The sequence below is a fragment of the Coprococcus sp. AF21-14LB genome, from assembly GCF_003458885.1.
GTDB lineage: Bacteria > Bacillota > Clostridia > Lachnospirales > Lachnospiraceae > UBA9414.
Window position 1 is genome coordinate 25446 of record NZ_QRVX01000002.1, and the last position, 24307, is coordinate 49752.

General features: G+C 43.9%; 21 protein-coding genes and 3 pseudogenes. 1 reads left to right on the plus strand and 23 read right to left on the minus strand.

Annotated elements, in window-relative coordinates:
* Positions 1–13: 13 nt before the first annotated feature.
* The 19 genes and pseudogenes from pyrF to dapF all read right to left on the minus strand — a co-directional run bounded on the left by pyrF (position 14) and on the right by dapF (position 20158).
* Positions 14–940 carry an orotidine-5'-phosphate decarboxylase gene (pyrF, locus tag DWX73_RS00790; RefSeq protein ID WP_118346243.1) on the minus strand — a complete coding sequence of 309 codons (927 nt, stop codon included), beginning with the start codon at positions 938–940 and terminating at the stop codon, positions 14–16.
* Positions 941–980: 40 nt separating this feature from the next.
* Positions 981–2258 carry a dihydroorotase gene (locus DWX73_RS00795; RefSeq protein WP_118346310.1) on the minus strand — a complete coding sequence of 426 codons (1278 nt, stop codon included), beginning with the start codon at positions 2256–2258 and terminating at the stop codon, positions 981–983.
* 175 nt (positions 2259–2433) lie between these two features.
* Positions 2434–3651 carry a S41 family peptidase gene (locus tag DWX73_RS00800; protein ID WP_118346244.1) on the minus strand — a complete coding sequence of 406 codons (1218 nt, stop codon included), beginning with the start codon at positions 3649–3651 and terminating at the stop codon, positions 2434–2436.
* A gap of 10 nt (positions 3652–3661) precedes the next feature.
* The gene (locus DWX73_RS00805) at positions 3662–4834 is read right to left on the minus strand and encodes a murein hydrolase activator EnvC family protein (protein WP_118346245.1); all 1173 of its coding nucleotides are present in this window, start codon (positions 4832–4834) and stop codon (positions 3662–3664) included.
* A gap of 14 nt (positions 4835–4848) precedes the next feature.
* Positions 4849–5756 (minus strand): annotated as a pseudogene (gene ftsX / locus DWX73_RS15370) (permease-like cell division protein FtsX).
* Positions 5746–6432 carry a cell division ATP-binding protein FtsE gene (gene ftsE / locus DWX73_RS00815; RefSeq protein WP_118346246.1) on the minus strand — a complete coding sequence of 229 codons (687 nt, stop codon included), beginning with the start codon at positions 6430–6432 and terminating at the stop codon, positions 5746–5748. Before ftsE ends, ftsX begins: the two are co-directional and overlap by 11 nt.
* 16 nt (positions 6433–6448) lie before the next feature.
* Complete coding sequence (locus DWX73_RS00820; protein WP_118346247.1) at positions 6449–7537, minus strand: PucR family transcriptional regulator; 1089 nt, start codon at positions 7535–7537, stop codon at positions 6449–6451.
* Between the two features lie 232 nt (positions 7538–7769).
* Complete coding sequence (locus DWX73_RS00825; protein ID WP_118346248.1) at positions 7770–8450, minus strand: WecB/TagA/CpsF family glycosyltransferase; 681 nt, start codon at positions 8448–8450, stop codon at positions 7770–7772.
* 76 nt (positions 8451–8526) lie between these two features.
* Entirely contained in the window at positions 8527–8712 is a 186-nt protein-coding gene (locus DWX73_RS00830; protein WP_118346249.1) for a small, acid-soluble spore protein, alpha/beta type, read from the minus strand.
* Positions 8713–8819: 107 nt separating this feature from the next.
* Positions 8820–9005 (minus strand): PspC domain-containing protein, encoded by a 186-nt coding sequence (locus DWX73_RS00835; protein WP_118346250.1) that lies wholly within the window; start codon positions 9003–9005, stop codon positions 8820–8822.
* Between the two features lie 18 nt (positions 9006–9023).
* Complete coding sequence (locus DWX73_RS00840; protein WP_118346251.1) at positions 9024–9686, minus strand: DUF4097 family beta strand repeat-containing protein; 663 nt, start codon at positions 9684–9686, stop codon at positions 9024–9026.
* Positions 9687–9772: 86 nt separating this feature from the next.
* On the minus strand, positions 9773–9943 hold the full coding sequence (locus DWX73_RS13470; protein WP_158556803.1) for a hypothetical protein: 171 nt from the start codon (positions 9941–9943) through the stop codon (positions 9773–9775).
* Between the two features lie 3 nt (positions 9944–9946).
* Complete coding sequence (locus DWX73_RS00845) at positions 9947–10645, minus strand: DUF1700 domain-containing protein (RefSeq protein WP_118346252.1); 699 nt, start codon at positions 10643–10645, stop codon at positions 9947–9949.
* Positions 10642–10965 carry a PadR family transcriptional regulator gene (locus DWX73_RS00850; RefSeq protein ID WP_118346253.1) on the minus strand — a complete coding sequence of 108 codons (324 nt, stop codon included), beginning with the start codon at positions 10963–10965 and terminating at the stop codon, positions 10642–10644. The genes DWX73_RS00845 and DWX73_RS00850 overlap by 4 nt, the downstream gene beginning before the upstream one ends.
* 186 nt (positions 10966–11151) lie before the next feature.
* Positions 11152–11415: a DUF1294 domain-containing protein gene (locus tag DWX73_RS00855; protein ID WP_118346254.1), complete on the minus strand. Its 264-nt coding sequence runs from the start codon at positions 11413–11415 to the stop codon at positions 11152–11154.
* A 3-nt stretch (positions 11416–11418) separates the two neighbouring features.
* A pseudogene (gene addA / locus DWX73_RS00860) lies at positions 11419–15071 on the minus strand (helicase-exonuclease AddAB subunit AddA).
* Between the two features lie 3 nt (positions 15072–15074).
* A complete protein-coding gene (addB, locus tag DWX73_RS00865) occupies positions 15075–18446 on the minus strand; it encodes a helicase-exonuclease AddAB subunit AddB (protein WP_118346255.1) in 3372 nt (1123 codons plus the stop codon).
* A gap of 13 nt (positions 18447–18459) precedes the next feature.
* Positions 18460–19149, minus strand: coding sequence for a YoaK family protein (locus DWX73_RS00870; RefSeq protein ID WP_242996511.1), 690 nt, complete (start codon positions 19147–19149; stop codon positions 18460–18462).
* Between the two features lie 151 nt (positions 19150–19300).
* A complete protein-coding gene (gene dapF, locus DWX73_RS00875; protein WP_118346256.1) occupies positions 19301–20158 on the minus strand; it encodes a diaminopimelate epimerase in 858 nt (285 codons plus the stop codon).
* Between the two features lie 165 nt (positions 20159–20323).
* Between dapF and DWX73_RS00880 the strand changes: the two genes are divergently transcribed.
* Positions 20324–21160 (plus strand): AraC family transcriptional regulator, encoded by an 837-nt coding sequence (locus DWX73_RS00880; RefSeq protein WP_118346257.1) that lies wholly within the window; start codon positions 20324–20326, stop codon positions 21158–21160.
* A gap of 1 nt (position 21161) precedes the next feature.
* On the opposite strand, the gene DWX73_RS00885 is transcribed toward DWX73_RS00880, so the two are convergent.
* The 4 genes and pseudogenes from DWX73_RS00885 to DWX73_RS00900 all read right to left on the minus strand — a co-directional run bounded on the left by DWX73_RS00885 (position 21162) and on the right by DWX73_RS00900 (position 24267).
* Positions 21162–21734 (minus strand): class I SAM-dependent methyltransferase, encoded by a 573-nt coding sequence (locus DWX73_RS00885; RefSeq protein ID WP_118346258.1) that lies wholly within the window; start codon positions 21732–21734, stop codon positions 21162–21164.
* A complete protein-coding gene (hflX, locus tag DWX73_RS00890; protein ID WP_118346259.1) occupies positions 21731–22963 on the minus strand; it encodes a GTPase HflX in 1233 nt (410 codons plus the stop codon). Before hflX ends, DWX73_RS00885 begins: the two co-directional genes overlap by 4 nt.
* A gap of 30 nt (positions 22964–22993) precedes the next feature.
* Complete coding sequence (locus DWX73_RS00895; protein ID WP_118346260.1) at positions 22994–23536, minus strand: tetratricopeptide repeat protein; 543 nt, start codon at positions 23534–23536, stop codon at positions 22994–22996.
* Between the two features lie 57 nt (positions 23537–23593).
* A pseudogene (locus DWX73_RS00900) lies at positions 23594–24267 on the minus strand (uracil-DNA glycosylase).
* Positions 24268–24307: the final 40 nt, after the last annotated feature.

A 24307-nucleotide genomic window follows, 5' to 3' on the forward strand; every position in this document is an offset into this window, starting at 1 on the left:
CCTTCATCACTAATTAACGATTATTTAACGCTTCGCTGATATCAGCAACCATAGCCTCAACAGCTGCTCTTGACGCATCTCCAAAGTTCTCCGGTCCGAATTTTGCATATGCTTCCTGCTTGTAAGCAGCAATGATTCCTCTGGAAGAATTCACGATTGCTCCAAGTCCGTCTTCATTAAAGAAGTGTACCAGATCTTTTCCTTTACCGCCTTGTGCGCCATAACCAGGCACAAGGATGTATGTCTTTGGCATTACCTTTCTCAAGATCTTACCCTGTTCCGGATAAGTCGCTCCCACTACTGCTCCAACATAACTGTATTCATCACCCATTGCCTGCTCGCCCCATGCAGCTACCTGCTCGCCGACAAGCTCATACAGTGGTTTTCCATCAACAAGTCTGTCCTGAAATTCTCCGCTTGACGGGTTAGATGTCTTCACAAGAACAAAGATACCTTTCTTTTCTTCCTGACATACTTTCACAAACGGATTTACACCGTCAGATCCAAGATATGGATTCACTGTTGCGAAATCTTCATCAAACGGCACATAACTCTTGCTTCCAACCTGTACACGTCCAAGATGTCCGACTGCATATGCAGCAGAGGTAGATCCGATATCTCCTCTCTTAATGTCTCCAATGACAACAAGTCCTTTTTCTTTGCAGTAATCTACTGTTTTCTTAAACGCCATCAGTCCAGGAATTCCAAATTGTTCATACATCGCAATCTGTGGTTTTACTGCCGGGATCAGATCATATGTCTTATCAACGATTTCTTTATTGAACTGCCAGATTGCCTCTGCCGCTCCTTCTAATGTCTCACCAAATTCTGCAAATGCTTTCTTCTGGACATGCTCCGGTACATAATTCAGCATCGGATCCAGTCCTACTACGATCGGCGCATTTGTCTTCTTAATGTTTGCAACTAATTTGTTAATCATGGTTATTCTCCTCCTGGTAAATAAATATATTTGCTTTGATTTACTTCTTATAAACGAGTTTTCCGTCCACAAATGTATGTGTCACTTCGCCTTTTACTTTCCAACCATCAAATGGTGTGTTCTTTCCTTTAGACAGAAACGTATTCTTATCAACTGTGTATTCTGCTTTCGGATCGAAGATCACAAGGTCAGCAGTCTTTCCTTCTGCCACAGCGCCTTTGTCTGACAGTCCAAGTACCTGAGCCGGATTCCAGCTCATCTTCTCAGCCATCTGCATCGGTGTCATAAGCCCTGTCTCAACAAGCTCTGTATAAGTAAGACATGCTGATGTCTCAAGACCTACGATTCCGAAAAACGCATTCTTCATAGAGCAATTTTTCTCATCTTCGGAATGTGGTGCATGATCGGTTGCGATCACATCCATAATATTCTCCGAAAGTCCTCTGCGCAGCGCCTCTTTATCCGCCTGTCCGCGCAGCGGCGGATTCATCTTATAGTTACCATCATCTTCTTTAATATCGTCTGATGTCATAGCAAAATGATGCGGGCAAACTTCTGCTGTTACCGGAAGGTTCTCTTCTTTTGCATATGTTACCAGCTTCACGCTGTCTTCCGTAGAGCAGTGGCAAAGGTGAAGGCGCACCCCTGTCTCTTTTGCAAGAAGGATATCTCTGGCAACAATCACATCTTCGACGGCATTCGTGATGCCCGGAAGTCCAAGCTCTCTTGCCTTCTCATCAGCATTCATCACACCGCCTTCTACCATCGTAATATCTTCGCAATGTGCAAAAATCGAAATCCCACACTCTGCCGCAATCTTCATTGCTTTCCGGTAAAGAGAAGCATTCATCACGGACTTACCGTCTTCACTGATCGCATGACATCCTGCCTCTGCCATTCCTTTAATATCAGCAAGCTCTTCTCCTTTTTGTCCCACTGTGATTGCACCGAGCTGAATCACATGCACCGGACACTCTTCTTTTGCCCTGCGGTGAACATCTTCTACTTTCTCTTTCGTATCAATGACCGGCTTTGTATTCGGCATGGCACAGATCGTTGTCACGCCCCCTCTTGCCGCTGCACTTCCCCCTGTTGCAAGCGTCTCCTTATATTCCAGTCCAGGATCTCTTAAATGTACATGCAGATCGATAAATCCAGGCATAACATAACTGCCGGCGGCATCAATAATCTCATCTGCTTCTGTCTCGATCTTCTCGCCTACAGCTTTGATCTTATCATCTTCCACCAGCACATCATACCGACCATCTCTCTTTGTCAAAGGATCTAACACATGACCGTTTTGAATTAAAATTTTCATTTTCTCAATCCTTTCTCGTTTATTTCCCTCCGAACCATCTGAAAATGATCCGGAAATAATTTTATCCATATATTTTTATTTTAACATATGCCATAATGTAAGAAAAGCAAAAGATTCATGTCTCCACAAATCTTTTGCTTTTTTATATTGTCTTTCTGCGATTCGTTCGCATCAGCTACTGCTGTACCTGACCGCGAAGAAGCTCCAACGCTTTTTCCATCTGATTATCCGCTTCCGGATTTGTCTCATCATAGACATATTCGATTTCCACATCCGGAACGATTCCGGTTCCGTCAATATTTCTTCCTTTCGGAGTAAAATATTCCGCAATCGTAAGTTTCACCATTGTACCGTCCGTCATTGGAAACAGTTGCTGTACAACTCCTTTTCCATAAGTTGTTGTACCAACAAGCTGGCCGATTCCATAATCCTGTACTGCTCCGGCAAAGATTTCGGATGCACTGGCGCTGGCGCCATTGATCAGCACTGCGAGCGGTTTTTCCCACGGTGTTTTTCCATCACATTTATACTCTGTGCGCTCTCCATCCCGCTCCTCTGTATAAACAATCAGCCCTTCCGGAAGAATTTCTCTTAACATATCACAGACGGTAGAAAGATTTCCTCCCGGATTTCCACGAAGATCAATGAGCATAGATGCCATTCCCTGACTTTCCAGAGCTGCTTTTGCTTCCCGGAACTGTTCCAGTGTAACTTCATCAAATTCAGACACCCGAATATATCCGATCTGTCCTTCTTTCATCTCATAACTGACCGTCTGCGTCTGCAGCTTTCTGCGCACAGCAGTAATCTCAATCTCTTGACGATCTGCTCCCCGCAGCAGCGTCATTTTGACCTCGGTGCCTTCTTCTCCTTTTACTCGCGTAACCACTTCACTTAGATCGACACCCGTCACTTCTTCTCCTTCTACTTTGTACAAGATATCTTCATTTTTCATTCCCGCTTCTGCAGCTGGTGAGTTTTCATAGACATTGGCAATCGTAATTACTCCTGTCTCTCGATTCTGCGACATAAGGGCTCCGATTCCGCTGTACTCCCCCGAAGTAGATTCCATCATCTCTTTCGTTTCTTCTGCAGTATAATATGCAGAATACGGATCATTCAGTGCCGCAATATATCCCTGATAAATTCCTTCCGTAAGCGCTTCTTCATCTACCTCTTCTTCATGGAGATAGATTTCATCGATCAAACCTTTTAGTTCTTCCAGCTTCTTCTCTGTATACTGTCCTACAACCTGATCCGAGCCGCTTTTCTTCATGTTTCCAAGATCTATGTGATTTATCACGATCACACCCGCTCCTATGACGGCTGTGATTACTAACATAGCAAGGGCGCCTGTCAGCGCCCCTTTTAAAAATCCCTTTTTATTATCCATTATCCACACCTTATGATAAATAATTGAACGGATCTACCGGTCTTCCATTCAGTTCTACCTGAAAATGCAGATGTACTCCTGCGGAGTTCCCTGTGTTTCCTGTAAGACCTAACTGCTGTCCTTTCGATACATACTGTCCGGATGATACACTAAGAGCTGAATGATGCATATACTTTGTTACAAGGCCGCCGGAATGCTGAATAACGACCCAGTTACCGGCACTGTTGCTCCAGCCGGCAATCAGAACTCTTCCATCTGCTGCTGCATAAGTCGGAACTGCTGCTCCGCCTGTTCCGAAGTCAACTCCCTTGTGGAACGAATTGTCAAAATCACGATAACCAAACCCACTTGTCAGATATCCTGACGGACACGGGTGTGCAAATGTTCCATTACCGGAAATCACATTGTCTCCCGGTGGTACATAAGAACCACCGCTTGAATTATTTCCACTGGAACTGTTTCCGCCTGACGGTTTCTGCTGCTGTTGCTGTGCAAGCTCTGCCTGCTTTCTCGCCTCTTCTTCTGCTCTTGCTTTCTCAATCAGCGCCTGAAGCTCAGAAGCCTTTGCTCCAATTGCGGATTCCAGATTCGCAATCTCGATTCCTTTGCTGTCAAGGAGTGTCTGTACCTGTGTCTGCTGTTCTCCAAGCTGAGCCTGAAGCGCGCCAAGTTCTTCATATTCTGCTTTCAGCGCTGCTTCCTTTTCCTGTACTTCTGTCACGATCTTCTGAAATTCCACAAGCATATTTCTGTCATATTCTGTAATCTTGGAAATATACTCTGCCTTATTTAAAAGCTCTGCCATGCTGTCCGATGTAAAGAGAATTTCCAGAAGCTCGCCGCCTCCGTTCTCATACATAAAACGGATCCGCTTCTTCATACTCTCATATTGATTGTTTTCATCAATTTTTGCATTAATCAGATCATTCTCTGCCTGTTCGATCTCAACCGCCTTCTGATCTACTTTCGCATTGGTTTCCTGCATCTGTGCGATAATGCTGTTCAACTGCTCTGAAAGCGCATTCTGCTCTTGTTCCGCTGCCTGCTTCTGCTGTTCTAACTGCTCTTTTTCTTTCTGAGCCGCATCAATCTGTGTATCTGTCGCGCCTGCCTGCAGCACACTTCCCATACTGAGGAGTCCTGCCAATAACAGTGCAGCTGTTTTTCTGTATCGTTTTTTCATCTGTATCTCCTATCCTATACTTTCAAGTGCTTTCTGATTGTAAAGGTACTTCCGACTAAACCGATTCCCATTCCCAGGATCAGCCCGATCGGCAGCAGATATGTATATACATAGTTTACTGGAAGGAAATCCAGAATATGATTCAAAATAGAGAATTTTTCCAAAATATACTGAATTGCTTTGTTATACATAAAATACAGCAAAATCAGTGGAATCAAAGCTCCGATCAATCCGATGATCATACCTTCAATGATGAACGGCGCCCGTACAAAGAAGTCTTTTGCACCGATGTATTTCATAATGGCAATCTCTTCTCTTCTGACAGTAATACCCATTGCAACCGTATTACTGATCAGGAAAATAGAAACAGCCAGAAGAATACCGATGATTGCCGCTGAAACATAGATGATCAGCTTATTTACTTTCTCCAGCGTCTTTGCCACCACATCTGAACGGTTTACTTTCTTAACACCATCCAGACTTTCTGCATATTCGACAATCTCTGTTTGATTTTCTACTTTCTCCATGTAACTTCGTAGTTATCTGCTCCGGCAAGCGGGTTGTCTTCTTTGAATCCTTCCGCCAGATCTGCATTCTCACCGAAATACTCATCGCGGAATTCTTCCCATGCCTCATCTGCAGATACAAACTTTACTTCGGCAACACCTTCATGATCACGCAGTTTTTCACCAATATCGGAAATCTGATTCTGCGTCACGCCATTTTCAAAAAATACTGTGATCGCCACACCTTCCTCAGCAGCCATAACAATGCTATGGAAGTTCAGGACAATGGAAAAGAAAAGTCCAAACACGAAAATACATGCAGCCATCGTTGCTACGGATGCAAGGGAGAACAGCTTATTACGGCTGATGTTCTTGATTCCCTGCTTCATAGAATATCCTACTGTACTAATCCTCATTATTATACCCACCTTTTCTTTCGTCGCTCACAATAACACCTTTCTTCATTGTGATTACTCGTTTTTTCATTTCGTTAACGATCTCCTGATTGTGGGTTACAACCAGAACCGTAGTTCCTCTCTCATTCGCTTCCTCCAACAGCTTCATGATTTCCCATGAGTTTGTCGGATCCAGGTTACCTGTCGGCTCATCTGCCAGAAGAATCAGCGGCTCATTCACGACTGCACGCGCAATGGCAACTCTCTGCTGTTCACCACCGGAAAGCTCCTTCGGGTAGGCTTTATACTTCTGTGCAAGCCCTACAAGCGACAGCGCCGCCGGTACTTTCTTCTTGATTACTCTTGTCGGTGTTTCTGTTACGCGGAGTGCAAAAGCAATATTATCGTAAATATTTCTATCTTTCAAAAGCCGGAAATCCTGGAACACTACTCCAAGCGTTCTTCTGTACTTCGGAATATGACGATGTTTCAGACGGCCGAGATTCTGACCGTTTACAACAATCGTTCCCGATGTCGGATCCAGCTCTTTCATAATCAGCTTGATCAATGTTGACTTTCCGGAACCGCTGTCACCTACGATAAACACGAACTCGCCGGCTTCAATCTTCAGGCTGATACCGTTCAGGGCTGCGATTCCCTTCGAGTATTCTTTCGTTACTTCCTTTAATTCTATCATATGCTCCTCCTAATTACTAATACTCCAGTGACTCCATATACTTCATATACTTCACTACCATGAGCGCAATCTTAAATGTGATTGCATCCTCAAACACGCGAAGATCCAGTCCTGTGCTCTTCTGAAGCTTATCAAGACGATACACAAGCGTATTTCTATGAATATACAGCTGTCTGGATGTTTCTGACACGTTGAGACTGTTCTCGAAGAACTTATTAATCGTAACCAACGTCTCCTCATCAAAATCATCCGGAGATTTCCCCTCAAAAATCTCGCGTATGAACATCTTACAGAGCGGAATTGGAAGCTGGTAAATTAATCTGCCGATTCCAAGCGCACTGTATGCAATAACATCTCTGTCATTAAAGAAAATCTTTCCAACGTCAAGAGCAAGCTTCGCTTCTTTGTATGATTTGGACACTTCTTTAATGTCATTGACAATGGTACCATATGCAATATGGATGCCTTCTTCCCCTTCTGACTTTAACAATTCCAGGATGTTCTCCGCAATCTCATCCATCTCCTTGTATCCGTCATCCGGTCCGATTTCCTTCACAACAATAATATTCTTCTCATCTACCGCTGTGATAAAATCTTTTGACTTTCCTCCAAGAAGCGTGCGCACATTCTCAAGTGTGCTGCCGTCTTTTTCACGGGAAGTCTCAATAATAAAGATAACACGTCTGACTTCTGTGTCAATATGTAATTTTTTAGCACGGTTGTAAATATCAACCAAAAGCAGGTTATCAAGCAGAAGATTCTTAATGAAGTTATCCTTATCGAAACGCTCTTTGTATGCCACAAGGAGATTCTGAATCTGGAAAACTGCAATCTTCCCTATCATATATACATCATCACTGCCCCCGTTGGCAAGTAAAATATATTCTAGCTGATTCTCATCAAAGATTTTGAAGAACTGCCGGCCCTGTATTACCTGACTGTCTGCCGGAGATTCCACAAAGGATAGCACTGCACTCTCAAAATTATCTGTCTCCGTAAAAGTACTTGCGAATACTTTCCCATCGACATCCATTACACACAGATCAATTCTTGTAATTGCTTTCAATCCTTCGATTGTATTTTGAAGTATTTGGTTTGATATCATTCCTCTTCCTCTCCTTCTCCGAATCCATGCTTTTTCAGCATCGGCATTTTTCACAATTATTTTGTTACTCTACTCGTAATATATCTCTATGCATCTTACTATTTTAATGCAAAACCACAAAAAAAGAAAGAGGAAAATGCATATTTTAGGCATTTCCTCAGACTCTTTACAAATATGTTACATTTTGTTCATAGACATTGTTCACAATAACCATATTCGGAGACGTTTTCTCCTACTGATCTCTGCGACGATTTTCCCGCTCGATCTCTTTCTTTAAAATAAACTTTCGAACAAATCCGTAAACGGATTTCTTAAATCCGGTTTCTGTCTCCTGAAGTCTCAGCTGCTTTCCAACTCTCAGCCACACTCTCGCATTGACAATAATCCTGTTACGCGCTATGAAAGCTTCTCTCCCTGCCAGATCAAGTTCTGACAAGATACAGTCGATTTCAAGACCATTGATCTCATTCACGATCATATCATCCGCCTCTGCATGCTCTGGTACGACCGCTCCTCCCATAATCTTTACCTTTGGGTAGCGTTCGTGCAGTATTTCTTCAAAAGAATCTAATTCTTCCTGTGAATCTGCCATCAGCCAGATTCGCTTCCGATTCTTCTCAAGATAGCGAAGGAACATCTTCAGAAACACATCCTCCGCAGCTTCCTGAAGCCGTTTTGACTCCTGAATCCCGGCTGCTTCAAGGATTGCCTTATCTCCAATCAGAATCATATCTGCTTCTTCGGTATTCTGTTTTACCCCCTCGACAACACTGCTCTTTACAAGCACATCTGTCGTCAGCATCTCAATTACGTTGATCGCTTCTGTCTGAAGATACTCAATCGCCCGGCGCATCGCTTCCTTTGCGGAATAATCATCGACCTGAACGCCAAGCACATTCATCTTTCTGTCCATGTCTCTCACCTTTTCTTCCTAGCCGTACGATTATAGCAAAAACCATCTTCTTTTTCAAGCTATTATCAGAAAATTCTTATTTCTTTGCATCCCGCTTCTTCCCGGCAATGATTCCGCCAATCCGTCCGGTTTCTTTCGATGACAGTGACTTCCAGCCTTCCTCCAGTACTTTGTCCAACAGTCCGAGTTCCTCTGCGATTTCGTATTTCATCCGTTCTTCCGGTTCTATCTGTTCCAGATCAATCTGTTTTGTCTCAGCCATTTCTCTGCGTTCTCCTTTTCAGTTTTTCATTCTGCGCTGTGCAAAATGTATTTCTGTCAGGAGTATCGCCGGAAATTCTTACTTTATACAGTCGTCCGGAAAATTTGTTATGGACGGTCCGGAATAATCACTGCCGCCACAAAATAAGCAACGATTCCCGTTCCGGTACATCCGAACAAAACAAATGCCAGGCGGATCAGTGTCGGATCTACTCCAAAAAATTCACCGATTCCACCACAGACACCGCATATCATTTTATTTTCTCTTGATCTGAATAATCTTTTCTCTGACATAATCATCTCTCCTTTTTTCTATTCTATATCGGTTTTTTGTTCATATCTGCTCTTATGACGCTCCTGGAATGAAATTTCTACTTCTCCAACACCGCCGGTCATCTCAATCGTATATGGAGCACCATTATCTTCATTGACAGAGCGATCCAATGTTCCATAAGTTGTTCCGGCAATATGCATACCGCCGATCCCTGTTGCAATATCATAATTATAATCTGTCTTTTTTCCTTCCAGCGTCATGGTTACATTTCCCACGCCACATTCAATATTAATATCTCCCTGAAGCTTTCCGTTCAGATCCACATTTCCGGCTCCGCAGCGTACTTCCGTGTCATCAATGCCGATATCTGTCAATACCGTATTTCCCGCTCCAAGATTTAGTTCCATCTCCATTGACGTAATCCCTCTTACAGTAAGTTCCCCTGCTCCCGCCGTAATATTGATTTCTTCTAATGTTAATGTCTCCGGCACATAAAGTATATAGCTTCCCGCTTCTTTATCATTTAACCCATTTTCTTTCCACACTTTATTGCTTGTTTTAAATTCCAGCGTACCGTCATTGACGCTGCACCTTGTGCGAAGTGCTTCATTGACTGCTTTGCCTTCCAGAACAATTTCATTCCCGTCATAAGAAATGATTTCCATCGTTCCGGCTGACAATTCAACAGACAGATCTTCCACATGATAATATGTCTTTTCAAAATCCCCGCTTAAAATCTGTGCGTTCTTCCATTTTGCCGAATGCTCCCAGTCATCATCCCAATCCGTCAGCTCCGGCGTATGTTGCTCTCACGCACTACAACGCCCACTCCGTCTGCAAGTTCATCTGAAACACTTTGCCATGTCACCCCAAGCATCAGAGCCGCAATACATAAAATAACTCCTGCACCTGCCGTACATCCACAGACAATGGCAAATATTTTCCAACCTTTTTTCATTTGTTACACCGCCTTTCTGTGAAATGGTCTGCGGCAAAGCGCCACAACTCCCCGAAACAGTGTCCGTAAGCAGATCCAGCTGAATTTTCCGAGAAGCACCGTTGCTACGACGCCTACTGCACCTATAATAAGACCAATTCCCATCAGTAAAAGTCCAACCGGTACATTCGGAATGAGCTTTATCACTCCTACAACAACAAAGCAACCGCCGCAAAAAGCTGCTGCCGCACTGAGTATTACAACACTGACCAGAACTGCCACAATACTTGCTAAAATTCCAAGCAGAAGAAGCAGCATCCCAATTCCAAGCGGCAATGCAATTGGAAGACCGATAAAAATAATTGCCAGAATCAAAAGAATCTTTCCGATTGGATGCTCTTTCTTCTGCACATATTCCGGATGATATCCAGTGTCTGCTCCCGCAGTCTTTCTGCTTCCCGGCATCTCTTTTTCCTCAAATCTCGTGTCCGTATAACCGGTCTCACGATATTCTTGATGTTCTTCATTATTACTGCCTAAACCTGCTTTGATCATCTCAGCTACTTTCCCCGGATCTCCAAGCTCTTCCATCACTTTTCCTTCATTCTCTGCTCCTGCATCTGCAAAATAATCACTATAGTACTGCAATGCTTCGGCACGCTCTTCTGCTGAAATATCAGAAAGCAACATTTCCAGTTCTTTCATAAAACGGTCCCGATTCATGCAGTCACACCCCCTTCAAACATTTTAGTAATCTTTTCTGAATATTTCTTCCATTCTTCCCGGTATAAGTTCAACTGTACCATGCCTTTTTCAGTTACTTTATAATATCTTCTGTTTCTTCCATCAAACTGCATATCATACACTTCAAGGCATTCATCTTTCTGAAGTCTTCTCAGCACCGGATAAAGAGTAGACTCTGACACTTCCAGCGTCTTTCGGACATCCTGTGTAATCCGATATCCATAGGTACCGTTCTCTTCCTTTGACACGGCAGCCAGCACAATTGCATCCAGAAGTGCTGCTCCAGTATTAAATACCATCGTCTCACTCCTCTCTAACTCTTCCAATATTGTTTTGTTTTCTATATTATATATTGTATAATATAGTGAGTCAATATAATATTATTAAAGATTTATCTATAAAAATTATGAAGATTTTCTTAAGAAACTTTTCTATGGACAACAAAAACCGGAAGGACATCCCCTCCGGTCTCGTTTCCACTTTTCTTAAAAATAAAACCACATTAACAGAACTGCCTGAGCAACAAGGATTATCGGCACTCCGTAAGTAAATTTCTTGTGTTTTGTTTTGTGTCGGAATCCTTTCATCCCAAGCCATGCGCCTGCCGAACCGCCAATGACAGCAATACCTATCAGCGCTGCCTCCGAAATTCTCCACGCTCCTTTTTTGGCCCGTCTTTTATCTGCTCCATAAAGTAAAAATGCAATGACATTTACCGCGCAGAGATAATATGTTACAACATCACTCATCTTTTATACCTCGATTTCTGTCTGTAGTGTGAAGGAGTAAATGATTTTCCTTTTTACCTTTTTCCCAAGAAGCTGTTCCAGTGCCTGGGCATAATACTCCAACTGCCGACGGTATCTCTCCTGCAGCTTTTCTTTCCTCTTTACACGATCGGTCTTATAATCGATTACCGCAAGGCTTCCGTCAGGTTCTTCCAGGTAAGCATCAATAATTCCCTGGACAAGACACCATTCGCCCGAATCTTCAATCCCGATCACAAAAGGCTGTTCCCGAAACAGCTTTCCCCGTCTTGCCGCTTCTTTCATATCGACAGCAAGACTGCTTTCAAAAAACTTCATCAGGTCAGAACAGCTCACGGTTTTTGCCTCCGCTGCTTCCAGTTTTCCTTCTCTGACCAGAGCTGCTATTGCATCTTTTAGTTTCTCTTCATTGTACTCTTCCCGGAAATCAATCCTCTCCAGCACCCTGTGATAAGCAGTTCCTCTGGAAGCTCCCGTCAATTCCTCTTCCGCTCTTCGAAAAGCCGGTATTAATTTCGTTTCTTTTGCAGGTGCAAACACCACTTCGCTTTCTTCAGCAAGTTCTTTTTCCATTCCTGTTTTCTTTAACTCAGACACAGTAAACTTCATTTTCCTTGTCCGGTCTTTCGAAAATGGATACACAAATGAAAACTGCTCCTGAAGATGCTCTTTCATTTCCGGATGAAATACCTCTTTTTCAACAGCACCTTCTTTTAAAAACTGATGCATGAGCTGATCTGCACAGAACTCCTCTTCTGCTTTTTCTGCCAATTGAGCGGCATAAATTACTTCCACACGGATCGGCACGTCCTGATGATACATGGAATTCATAAATGGTACCGGAAGTCCTGCTTCGGATAATGCTATGTCGAAAGCCTTGTTTCGGATAAGCGCCGGAATAATCCAGTCCAGATACGTTCTTGCGCGGCTGACTGACGCAAAACTTAATTCTGTTTCTTCCCTTGCTCCTACTGCTCCAAAGCTTTTTAATTTTTCCTCTACACCATTTACTGCTCCGGTAATGATTAACTTTTCTTTCGCTCTTGTCAAAGCCACATAGAGTACCCGCTCTTCTTCTGCAAGATTTTCAAGCGCTGTTTCCTTTTGAATTACTTTCTTCAGCAGCGTCGGCGCTTTTGTCCGCATTTCAAGATCGATACAGTCTGTCCCAATTCCCAGAGACGGATGCACTACAAACTGCTCACGGATATCCTGCGTATTAAACTGTTTCCCCATTCCGGATACAAACACGATCGGAAATTCCAAGCCCTTGCTTTTATGGATACTCATAAGGCGTACGGTATCCGTCTGCTCATCCGCAATATTTGCTTCTCCATAGTCCACGTCATATTTCTTTAGCTGGCGGATATAGCGCACAAAATGAAACAGTCCCTTATAACTTGTCTTTTCAAATGCCAGCGCCTTCTCAAGAAGCATATCCAGATTGGCCTGGCGCTGTCTTCCTCCCGGCATAGCGCCCACATAGTCCCGGTATCCCGTCTCATGCAAAAGTTTCCACATGAGGTCATGGATGGAAGTATACGAAAGAATTTCCCGGTAACTTTCGTACTGCTTCTGAAATGCTCTAAGTTTCTGCTGTAAACTGCTGTCTTTCTCTTCTGCCTCTTTCATAAAGGTAACAACCGCCTGGAAAAACGGTGCTAACGCCCCTTCTTCCTCCGTCTTCATTTCTCTTACCCGGATTCTCGCAAGCTCCTCTGCCGTAACATTTCCAAAAGGAGACAACAACACTGAGGTCAGCGGAAGATCCTGCCGAAAATTATCCAGCAGTTCCAGATAATCCAACACCGTACTGACTTCCCATGTTTCAAAATATCCTTCCTTCGTCCCGGCAAATGTCGGAATCCCTTCCTGATTCAGAATCCTTGAAAATTCTTCTGTCCATCCTTTCAGACTTCTTGTAAGAATTACAATATCTCCATAACCGGCAGGACGATATGTTCCTGTTCTTTTATCCAATACCGGATGTACGCCCACCAGTTCTTTAATTCTTCTGGCAATCCCGTGAGCCTCCATCTCCCGGACCGTCTCTTCTTCTACACCTTCTTGTACAGAGGTATCAATTAATAGCAGCTCTGCCTCATTTCCCGGTATATTTTCATAAGAGGCGCCCGGATACAGCGCCGCCCGCTCATCGTAAGCAATACCGCCGAACCCCTCTGTCATAATCTGTCTAAAAATGAAATTCGTACTTTCCAATACTTCCCGCCGGCTCCGGAAGTTTCGCGTCAGATCAATGCGCTGACATTGTCCCTCTCCTGCTCCATATGTGTGGTATTTCTCCATGAAGAGCTCCGGTCTCGCCAGACGGAATCGGTAAATACTCTGCTTCACATCCCCGACCATAAATATATTGTAAATTCCCTGTTCCTTGCGGGACACGCTTGTCAAAAGCGCCTCCTGAATCAGATTACTATCCTGATATTCATCGATCATAATCTCTTCAAACCGTTCCTGATAGGAGCGTGCTGCCTGAGACGGACAGCGTTTTCCGTCTTTTTGTTCCGTAAGAATCTCCAGGGCAAAGTGTTCCATATCTCCGAAGTCAATCATATTTCTCTTCGCTTTTTCCTTCTGCATCGCTTCATGGAAATCTACAGTCAGCTCCACGAATGTTTCCATCATCGGCGCACACTGTCTCATATGTTCCTCTATCTCCTGAAGCGGTTCATAGAAATACTGCTCTTTCAGATCTTTTTGGAGCGTTTTTACATCTTCTCGTACCTGCTTTACAAGTTCCCGTTTGTCCGGATCAATCTCATCACTTCTCTTTGCCGAAAGCTTTGCCCATTTCCATTCTGCTAAAATTTCATAAATGGTTTCGTAGCTCTTTGCCCCGGCAAGCTGTCGGATCAACGCTTCATCCTGCGCAAGCGCCTCCAGATAAAATACCGGTCCGTCCGGCTCCTCACAAAGTTCTATCGCATATGCTGTCAATTCCAGCATATCTTTCGCATATTGTATGGCCTGCTCCTGTACAAAATGGAAAAACGGCTGTTCCTCAATCCCTTCTTCCATTTTGTAATGCGCCGCACAGGAATACAGCCATTCGCATGGGTCCGGATAGCTTCTAGAAAAATCATATATTTTTAAAAGCAATTCTGTTAGTTTATGGTCGTCTCTTCCCGGCGCCGTATATTCTGTCAGCTCTAAAAAGCTTTTTTCCCTTCTTCGTATTTTTGTTCCAGAAGCTCTGCCGCCACATCCAGCTTCAACAGCTTCATTTCTCCTTCTTCCGCAATACGAAATCCCGGGTCTAACCCAATGGTATGGAAGTTCTCCCGGATGACCGACAAGCAAAAGCTGTGAATCGTTGTCACCTGCGCATGATGAACAAGCGTTGCCTGCCGCTGCAAATGTGCATCATCCGGATGCTCTTCCAACGCTTTCTCAATGGCGTCACGGATTCTTTCTTTCATTTCTGCTGCCGCTGCTTCTGTATAGGTAACAACGAGAAGACGATCCACATCTAACGGCGGTTCTTCTTTCGTCAACCGCTCAATGATACGTTCTACGAGCACTGCTGTCTTGCCGGAACCTGCCGCTGCAGATACAAGGATATTCTTTCCACGCACGTCAATGACTTCCCGCTGTTCTTCTGTCCACTGTACTCCCATCGTCTATTCCTCCTCCCGCATACGTTCCAGTACTTCTTTCGCAGATAGCTGCGGAAGTCTCCGGTAAAGATATCCCGGAAATCCCGGTTCAAATCTGCAAATATTCCGAAACTGACAATAATCACACGCCGTCCGGCTGCCAAATTCATACGGAGCTGCATCAATTTCTCCGGCTGCGATCCGACGACGCAGCAAAGCAATTTTCTTCTTCGTATACTTTCTGATAGAAGCAAATCCTTCTTCTGACACAGCCCTGGAATTCCATGTCAGCATCCCATCCTTCTTCCGCCCTGCCGGAATCACAGACGAAGACGTTCCCGGCTTCATCTCTTCATCAATCAGACGCAGCACTGCATCATCGGAATTCACAATCCCGTCCAGACGAAGTTCTTTCAAAATTGCTTCTTCTAACCGCTCCATGTCTTCTTCTCTGCTCACAATTGGATCTTTGATCTTATAGTAGAAAATTCCTGCCGGAACAACATGCTGATCCGGGTGTCTCTTCTCTTCCACTGTCATTGCCGCATCCATATACACAACAAGCTGCATCTGCAGTCCGTGATAGAGCGCTGCCAGATCAAATGACTGCGTTCCAGTCTTGTAGTCAATAATTTTCACATAAATTTTGTCATCCTGCTCACAAGTATCCACCCGGTCAATCTTGCCGCCGTAAAAATTCACTTCATATCCAGACGGCCGGAATGCACCTCGTTCCATCTGCTTTGTCAACGCCCAGATTGTTCTTGCCATCATTTGTTTCAGTCTTGTAATCAAATATTCATTCCTTGCACTGCTGTAAAGAATTGTATTTCCATAATCTGTAATCGTCTCATCCACACTGGCTTCTAATAGCTCATCCCGCTCCTCTTCTTCCAGCATCGTCCACAACTTTCCTGTTTTCTGGACTTTCTTTGAAAAAAGCTCCAGAGCGCTGTGAAGCAGATTCCCCCAGTCAAGAGGACGAAACTCAAATTCCTGACGTTCTTTCAAGCGAAGTCCATACGTTAGATAATGTGAAAACGCACAGGCACAAAAACGTTCCAGTCTTGTTACGCTTGTATGATCCAGACTGCCATATAATTCTTCTGCCGTTCTTTCTTCCAGATGAAGATCTGGTTTATGATATTGATTTGCCTCAAGAAGACTTTCTGCCTTTTCTCTCCACGTTTCTTCCCGCAAATACCAGGAGAGCAGTTCTTCCCACATTTGGAATCCTTCTTCAGTAAATCCTCCCTCGTTCAAACTCTGCAAACCTTTGACGAGATAAGAAATCCCACTTTTTGGAATCATCTCCTGCTCTGAAAGCATTCTCTTTTCTTCATCTTCTAAAGAGAGTTCCGGGAACATCCTAAAAAGTTCCTGGACGAGATAAGCCGGACGCAGCGCCTTTCCCTCTCTGCTTTGGCGGCTGTAGGACAAAATAAGAAGCTTGGAAGGCTTTGTCAGATTCTGATATAAATAAAATTTCTGAACAAACGCCTTTTCTTTTGCTCCCGGTGCAAGCGCCACATTTCCCTTTGTCAGCACTTCTCTATCGTACTCTGAAATCAGGCCGTTGCGCTCCAGTTTCCCCGGAAGATTCACATCATTTACTCCAAGAAACAGCAGCGCTTTAATATCCTTTAGCCTTGTACGCTCTGCATCTCCTGCCACCACCTGATCCGGACTCGGCGGGATTACTCCGACTTTCGCCTCCGCAAATCCTGCATCCAGAAGTTCACAATATTCATCCAGCGATACCATTTCCCCGCCAAGCAGTTCCACAAATTTCTCAAACAATTCCATTACAATCCGATAAATCTGAGCATACTCCTTCGCAAGAACCAGTTCGCCCTGCTCCTGAAACTTTTTCTCATATTGCTGCATTTTCATCTGCATCTCTTCCTGCTCAAGAAAATCCCAGAGTGCTTCTGTAATATCCCGCACAGTTTTCTGCTTCTTTCGCAGCACAAATAAAAACGGCTCCAATTTCTCTACCAAAACAACTCTCCAGTGATTCAGCCGCTCCAGATCCTCCACTGTTGTTTCTTTTGCCCGGCGAAACCACGGACTCTGCCAATGGTCATATCCGTTTATCCCCAATGCCATGACATAGTTTTCCAATTCATCCACAACTTCCGGCGTGAAATCCACATCATCCCCGCTGACAAGTCCGGTGCGCAAAAATCTGAACACACTTTCCTGCGTAAACTGCTTCTGCTGCATTCCCAAAAGACTTCGGATATACTCTACAAAAGAGTTCAGCAGCACACTCCGTTTGTGATCAAGAAACAGCGGAATCTCATAATGGGCAAACACCTTCTCAAGCGAATCCGCATACACATCCGGATCAGCTGTGATCACTGCTATCTCCCGGTAACGCATTCCCTTTGTCCGGATAAGATTCTCGATCGTCTGAGCTGCAAACTCACATTCTGACATCACATTCCGGCAGACATGGAGCTGAATCTCTTCCGGTTTTCCCTCATATACCTTTCTCCGGTGACGAAAAATATTTTCCTCAAGAAATGCCAGCGAAGGGGCGTCCCGAAATCGATATTTCGAAGGATGCTCAAGCCTGATCTGCGGCAGTACTTCTGTCCGGTGCTGCTTCGCTTCATTTAAAACTGCCGACACCATTTGCTTACTGATAGAAAACATCTGATACGGATGTACATACCGATAAGCATCTTCTCCGCCTCCGAGTGTGACTGTCACGATTACCTTTTCACATAACTCGAACATTTTTCCAAGCAGACGGGTCTGAATTGGCGTAAATCCGGTAAATCCGTCAAGAACAACGACGCTTCCCCGCATCTTCTCTGAATCCGGGAGCGCCTGACAAAGTACATCCAAAAGCTCTTCTCCGGTAATGTATTTTTCAGAAAGAAACTCCCGAAAAGCTTCATAGACTGTCTGGATATCTTTTAATTTATAAGAAAGATAACTCTCCTCTCCCGCTTGCGCAAGCATTTCTTCGAATGCTTCCGAATCGATATCATACTGAGTAAATTCCGAGATGACGGACTTCATCTCACTGATATAGCCTGTCCTCTTTAAATTACCTCCGAGCACTCTGAGTTTTGGTTCACACATGCCCGCAATTCTTCGAAGAATCAGATTCTTTCCTTCATCATCCAGCACCTGCTTGCGATTGCCTCCCGTTTCCTCCAGAATCCGGTATGCCAAGCGGTTAAAACTAAGTACATCTATATTCATAATCCCCTTTGCCGGATGCATCATCACAAGATCTTTCTGAGTCTGCATTGTAAACTGCTCCGGAACAATTACATAATACTGTTTTTCGGGAGCTTCGATTGATTCCCGGATCAGATCTTCGTATACCCGGTACGTCTTTCCGGCGCCGGAATTTCCAATTACAAGCTGAAGTGCCATATTCTTTCCCCTTTCACTGGCGGCAGTCTTCTTCCGACCGCACAAACATCATTAGAAATGCCATAAAAAGCATTCCGCAGGCAAATAATACTGCTTTTTGCGCGAACTGTTTCGTAAGCCACATGCCTGCCATAGCTCCTATAATAAATATTAAAATAATTCCATAATACTGCAGACTCTTTTCAAGTTCCTTTACCTCTCCTGTCCGGCCAAACCGATAGAGTCTTTCTGTTCCGCTGCGCAGGTTTCCTGTACACATTGTCGTAGCAAACGTATTCCCATTTACTTTTCGGAAACTCTCCACTTGCATTGCACAAATAAATGAAACTGCCACATTTGCTATCATATCGAATTTCCCCTGGGGAAGCACTGCAACAAACAGCAGTACAAGAATCTCCAGAATCAATACGAGCTGCCTCCAATGCATTTTTCTATTGTACATACATTTTCCCCGGATACTCTCTGCTAAAAAGATTCCAAGTACAAAAGCAATGATCGGAACAAGATAATAGAGCACCCGACTCCATTGGCCGGAAGCCATATTCAGACCAAGCAGCACAATATTTCCTGTCTGAGCATTGGCAAAAACACCGCCCCTTGATATATAGGTATAAGCATCCAGAAATCCCCCAGTCAATGCCAAAAGTGTTCCCATCAGAAACGTCTCTGACATCTGGCGTGTTTTGTTTTTTTCCTGCTTCATTTCTTCTCACCTGTTTCCCTTTTCTGTTCCGAAACATCATATCACAATTCTTCCTGCCATGTAAACAAAAGACTGTATGCCACGGCTTACCGAAACATATCATCTCGGAACACAAAACATACAGTCTTATCTATTTCTTTTTTATTTCTTTCTACACAGCCCGGAGCAGTTCTGTAAACTCGCTGCTTAATGTAATTTTGCCCACATAGAACACATCTCCTGTCATAAACACTTCCCAGTCTTCCTGAATTTCTACCTGAAGCTGTCCTCCCGGCATATGGACTGTCATCTTCGGATTCGTCATACCAAGCTTATATGCTGCTCCTGCTGCTGCACAGGCCCCTGTACCGGAAGCAACCGTATATCCGGCGCCTCTCTCAAAAATCTCGATCTGAATATTCTCTTTGTCAAGTACTTTCAGCAGCTGTGTATTAATGCGATCCGGAAAACACCTTGCTATCTCAGAATAATTTCCGATTTTACATACAAGCGGTTTTGATATCTCCCGCATCGGAATCACGCAATGTGGATTTCCAATATTCACACAAGTCGTTGGATACAGCGTTCTTCCAAATACCATATCTTCATTGATCACTTCCCGGCGCTCTCCTGTAACCGGAATCTCATCACTCCAGAAAGAAAGTTTTCCCATGGATACCTTCAGACGGCTTCCATCTTCATTCAGATAACTGACTTCCACATCTCTTCCTTCTGTGTGAAGTTTCACATGCTTTTTCTGCACATATCCTGCATCTTTTAAATATTTTGCAAAAATACGGACACCATTTCCGCTCTGCGCTGCTGTACTTCCATCTGGATTCCAGATCCTTACTCCGATTCCTTCTTCCATCATGATCGGTCCTTCCAACACGCCATCTGAGCCCATTCCAAAATTTTTATCGCAAAGCAGCTTTACATTCTTTTCTGTCAATTTCAATTCATTTTTATTTGGATCGAATACAAAATAATCGTTTCCCAGTCCATGATATTTTTCGATAATAATTTCCATCGCTCCAACCTCCATTTTCCGATGTCTCGCAATACTTATAGAAAGTATATCACGCATTATTTCTCATAGATACAGAAATAATGCTTTCTACATTGTAAATTGTGCTATATAATATCATTATAGAACTTTTTCACTTCCAAAACAACTTATTGCAGGAGGAATCTTATGCCAGTATATGACAGACAAGGATATTTGAACAGCCGCTTTCAGCTTTTTCATATTCTTGATACCGATCAGAAAACATTTGAATTTCATTACCATGACTTTCATAAAATCCTTATCTTTCTTCAGGGGGACGTAAGCTATATTGTGGAAGGCAAATCCTACAATCTGAAATCATACGACATTGTGCTTGTAAATCGCAATGAGATTCATAAGCCGGTCATCCACAGCAAAAGTCCTTATGAGCGGATCATTGCCTATGTGGAACCTGCATTTCTTGAAAACCTCTCTCTCTCCTGTTGTTTCCAGAAAGCCCAAGAGGTTCATTCTAGCGTTGTCCGCATTCCATCTCTGGAAAAAAGCTCCTTGTTCAAAAGTATCAAACGTCTGGAGCAATCCTTTTCAGACAGCGGCTATGCATCTGATTTTTACCAGGAACTGCTTTTTTTAGAATTTCTTGTCCATTTAAACCGTGCCTCTCTGTCCGATTACCTGACCTTCATTGATACTGTCCACTATCACCCAAAGGTACTGGGAATTATGCAGTATATCAGTGAACACCTGACAGAAGAACTTCGTATTGATGAGATTGCAAATCGTTTTTTCATGAGCCGCTATCACATGATGCGTACCTTTAAGGCAGAGACCGGCTACACGATCGGCAATTATATTACCGAGAAACGGCTTCTCTATGCCAAAGAACTTCTGATGAGAGAGATTCCTATCACGCAGATTTGTTTTGACTGTGGATTTCAGGATTATTCCACATTTTCCAGAGCATACAAAAAGGTTTTCCACGAATCACCGCGGGAAACCCTTTCTCATCTGCAAAATACATAAATTATTTCTTCACGATCATGACCGGAATCGGCGGATTGTTTGGACGGTTATAGTAGGAACTCAGGATTACAAGATAATTCTTCGAATCAAGATTTTTCAAATATGCAAGCAAAGCATCCCGCTCTGCAAATCCACTGTCGCCTCCGCTATAAATACAAAGACTCATCATCCCCTCTTTTTTTAAAAGAGAAAGCCCTTTCTCGATGGCGCAGATACTTGTCTGCGGCTTTGTAGAAAACTCATGGGAACCTCCCGGAAGATAACCGAAATTAAAAACAATACAGGAAATCTTTCCATACAGTTGTTTCTCTATATAGCGGTCCATTTCTTCATGTCCTGCCAAAAATAACTCCGCCCTCTCCGATAATCCGGCGTCTTCAAGGCGCTTTTTCGCTGCACGAAGCGCCTGTTCTTGAATGTCAAATCCATATACCTTTCCTTCTGCTCCTACAAGGCTGCACAGAAGCTCTGTATCATTTCCATTGCCAACAGTCGCATCAATACAAACATCGCCCTCTCTGACCTGATTTTGTATCCAGTGATGACACCACTGTGTAATCTGATAATTTTTCATCGCGATTTCCCCGCCTCAATTTTCTGATACAACTCCACCGGAACAAACGCCTGAACATAGATCCCGTCTTCCCGGTATTCTTCTTTAATCAGTTCTCCATATTTTCGTATCAACTGGATCTGTCCTGCTTCTTCGTAGGTATAAAGCTTTTCGATGGCCATTTTCTGCTCCCGCAGCAGCTCTTCTATAACCGCTTTCAACTCTTCCAGACCTTTGCCTGTCTTTGCTGAAATTCCAACCGTTCTATCTGCTTTAAAATCTCTCAGAATTTCATCTCCACTCAGACGATCCTGCTTATTAAATGCAGTAATGATCGGTTTTTCTGTCACTCCAAGTTCCTTTAAAATCTCATAGACGATATACATCTGTTCATCCATCTCCGGATTGGAAGCATCTACCACATGCAAAATCATATCGGCATATTTTGCCTCCTCCAGTGTACTTTTAAATGCTTCAATCAAATGGTGCGGCAGTTTCCGGATAAATCCAACCGTATCTGTCAGAAGCACTTCCTGTTTTCCGGAAAGCAAAAGCCCTCTTGTCGTTGGATCAAGGGTTGCAAACAATTTGTCCTCGCTTAATACCTCTGCTCCTGTCAGCGTGTTTAAAAGTGTGGATTTGCCCGCATTCGTGTATCCGACAATGGCAATCACCGGAATCCGGTTCTTCTTCCGATGTTCCCGCGCTACTTCCCGATGCCGCTTCACTTCCTTTAATTCCCGGTTAAGCTGGGCAATCCTTCCTTTGATCAGGCGCCGATCCATTTCAAGCTTCTTCTCTCCGGGACCTCTCGTTCCGATCCCGCCTCCAAGTCTGGACATCGCTGTTCCTAAACCGGTCAGCCTTGACTGTCTGTATTTCAGCTGCGCCAGCTCTACCTGTATCTTTCCTTCACTTGTCGTTGCTCTGGCTGCAAAAATATCCAGAATCACAAGTGTCCGATCCATAATCTTCACATCCAGTTCATCCCGCAGGTTGCCAAGCTGTGCCGGAGACAGCTCATCATCACAGACAATTCCGGAAGCCTCTGTCTCCCAGAGCAGTTCTTTAATTTCCTCAAGTTTTCCTTTTCCTACATATGTCCCCGGATGAATCAATTCCCTCTTCTGGATCACAACTCCAACCGCACTGGCTCCTGCAGTCTTCACCAGCTCTTCCAGCTCTTTTAAAGAACGCTCTGTGTCATCGCCGTCCTGCTCCTGCACACCTACCAGTATTACTTTTTCCATTTCCTGTTTTATTCTATCAATCTCTGTCTCCTATCTCGTTCTCAGAAATTCTGCTTCTTTTTGTGCCTGCTCATCTTCCGGATAAGCAGCAATATACTCTTCCATCCGCGCTTTTGCATTCGACCAGTCCCGCTTCTCCTCATAAATACAAATGACGTTAAATTCCATTTCCTGACGAAGCTCGCTCCCCTCCGGCTCACAGCGGATTCCTGTCATAAAATCCTGCAGTGCCCCATCCAGATCCTGTTCCTTCCAGTCGCAGATCGCAAGAAAGTTGTAAAGTGTTCCCGTCTTATCCACTCCATTTAACAGCGCATCGGTAAATGCCTCTTCTGCCTGCTGATAATTCTCCTGCTCCCAGTAAGCAATCCCAATCCCTCGATACGCTTCCCCCACATCTTTTTGTTTATCAATAGATGCTTCAAATGACGCAATCGCCTCACTGTATTTTTCTTCCTTCAAATATGCAAGACCTTCTTCCAACGGTGTTTCAAAATATTCCTGAATCTTTGCACAGCCGCTTTGCATACAAAGCACTCCAAGCAAAATTCCTATTGTCAATCTCCTTTTCAACTAAATTCCTCCCGATTTTCCCAAGCTGCCTTTCTCATTTGCCTATTCTTATTCCATTTACACCGGGTCGATCTGCCAATCGATCGGCGTTACACCGTGCTCTTCCAGAAAACGATTCGTCTGACTAAATGGTCTGCTTCCAAAAAATCCCCGGTATGCTGACAGCGGACTTGGGTGCGGCGCTTCCAGAATCAAATGTTTTGGATTATTCAGCATACTTTTCTTCGTCTGTGCCGGTCTTCCCCATAAAATAAAAACAATCGGGCGATCCTGTTCATTCAGAGCCTGATCGCCGCATCGGTAAACTCTTCCCATCCAAGTCCCCGATGTGAGTTGGCCTGATGTGCCCGCACCGTCAACACTGTATTCAGCATCAGCACTCCCTGCTCTGCCCATTTTACAAGGTAACCGTGATTCGGAATCGTACATCCAAGATCATCGTGAAGTTCCTGATAAATATTCACAAGTGACGGTGGAATGTCCACCTCCGGCTTCACCGAAAAGCAAAGCCCATGCGCCTGTCCGTCTCCGTGATACGGATCCTGTCCAAGAATCACCACCTTCACATCCTTAAGCGGTGTCAAATGAAATGCATTAAAAATATCATTGGCCGGCGGAAAAATCTGCCGTGTCTGATATTCATGCAAAATCGTCTCATATAATTTTTTATAATAAGGCTTCTTAAATTCCGCTCCAAGCGGAACAAGCCAGTCATTTGTAATTGCTCCCATAACTCATACTCCTATCGGCTAACTCCTGTTCTGTTTGAAC

Excerpts from the sequence above, each read along its gene's own strand:
- pyrF (WP_118346243.1), bottom strand. The coding sequence starts at position 940 with ATGATTAACAAATTAGTTGCAAACATTAAGAAGACAAATGCGCCGATC.
- DWX73_RS00795 (WP_118346310.1), bottom strand. The coding sequence starts at position 2,258 with ATGAAAATTTTAATTCAAAACGGTCATGTGTTAGATCCTTTGACAAAG.
- DWX73_RS00800 (WP_118346244.1), bottom strand. The coding sequence starts at position 3,651 with ATGGATAATAAAAAGGGATTTTTAAAAGGGGCGCTGACAGGCGCCCTT.
- DWX73_RS00805 (WP_118346245.1), bottom strand. The coding sequence starts at position 4,834 with ATGAAAAAACGATACAGAAAAACAGCTGCACTGTTATTGGCAGGACTC.
- ftsE (WP_118346246.1), bottom strand. The coding sequence starts at position 6,432 with ATGATAGAATTAAAGGAAGTAACGAAAGAATACTCGAAGGGAATCGCA.
- DWX73_RS00820 (WP_118346247.1), bottom strand. The coding sequence starts at position 7,537 with ATGATATCAAACCAAATACTTCAAAATACAATCGAAGGATTGAAAGCA.
- DWX73_RS00825 (WP_118346248.1), bottom strand. The coding sequence starts at position 8,450 with ATGGACAGAAAGATGAATGTGCTTGGCGTTCAGGTCGATGATTATTCC.
- DWX73_RS00830 (WP_118346249.1), bottom strand. The coding sequence starts at position 8,712 with ATGGCTGAGACAAAACAGATTGATCTGGAACAGATAGAACCGGAAGAA.
- DWX73_RS00835 (WP_118346250.1), bottom strand. The coding sequence starts at position 9,005 with ATGTCAGAGAAAAGATTATTCAGATCAAGAGAAAATAAAATGATATGC.
- DWX73_RS13470 (WP_158556803.1), bottom strand. The coding sequence starts at position 9,943 with ATGAAAAAAGGTTGGAAAATATTTGCCATTGTCTGTGGATGTACGGCA.
- DWX73_RS00845 (WP_118346252.1), bottom strand. The coding sequence starts at position 10,645 with ATGAATCGGGACCGTTTTATGAAAGAACTGGAAATGTTGCTTTCTGAT.
- DWX73_RS00850 (WP_118346253.1), bottom strand. The coding sequence starts at position 10,965 with ATGGTATTTAATACTGGAGCAGCACTTCTGGATGCAATTGTGCTGGCT.
- DWX73_RS00855 (WP_118346254.1), bottom strand. The coding sequence starts at position 11,415 with ATGAGTGATGTTGTAACATATTATCTCTGCGCGGTAAATGTCATTGCA.
- addB (WP_118346255.1), bottom strand. The coding sequence starts at position 18,446 with ATGGCACTTCAGCTTGTAATTGGAAATTCCGGCGCCGGAAAGACGTAC.
- DWX73_RS00870 (WP_242996511.1), bottom strand. The coding sequence starts at position 19,149 with ATGAAGCAGGAAAAAAACAAAACACGCCAGATGTCAGAGACGTTTCTG.
- dapF (WP_118346256.1), bottom strand. The coding sequence starts at position 20,158 with ATGGAAATTATTATCGAAAAATATCATGGACTGGGAAACGATTATTTT.
- DWX73_RS00880 (WP_118346257.1), top strand. The coding sequence starts at position 20,324 with ATGCCAGTATATGACAGACAAGGATATTTGAACAGCCGCTTTCAGCTT.
- DWX73_RS00885 (WP_118346258.1), bottom strand. The coding sequence starts at position 21,734 with ATGAAAAATTATCAGATTACACAGTGGTGTCATCACTGGATACAAAAT.
- hflX (WP_118346259.1), bottom strand. The coding sequence starts at position 22,963 with ATGGAAAAAGTAATACTGGTAGGTGTGCAGGAGCAGGACGGCGATGAC.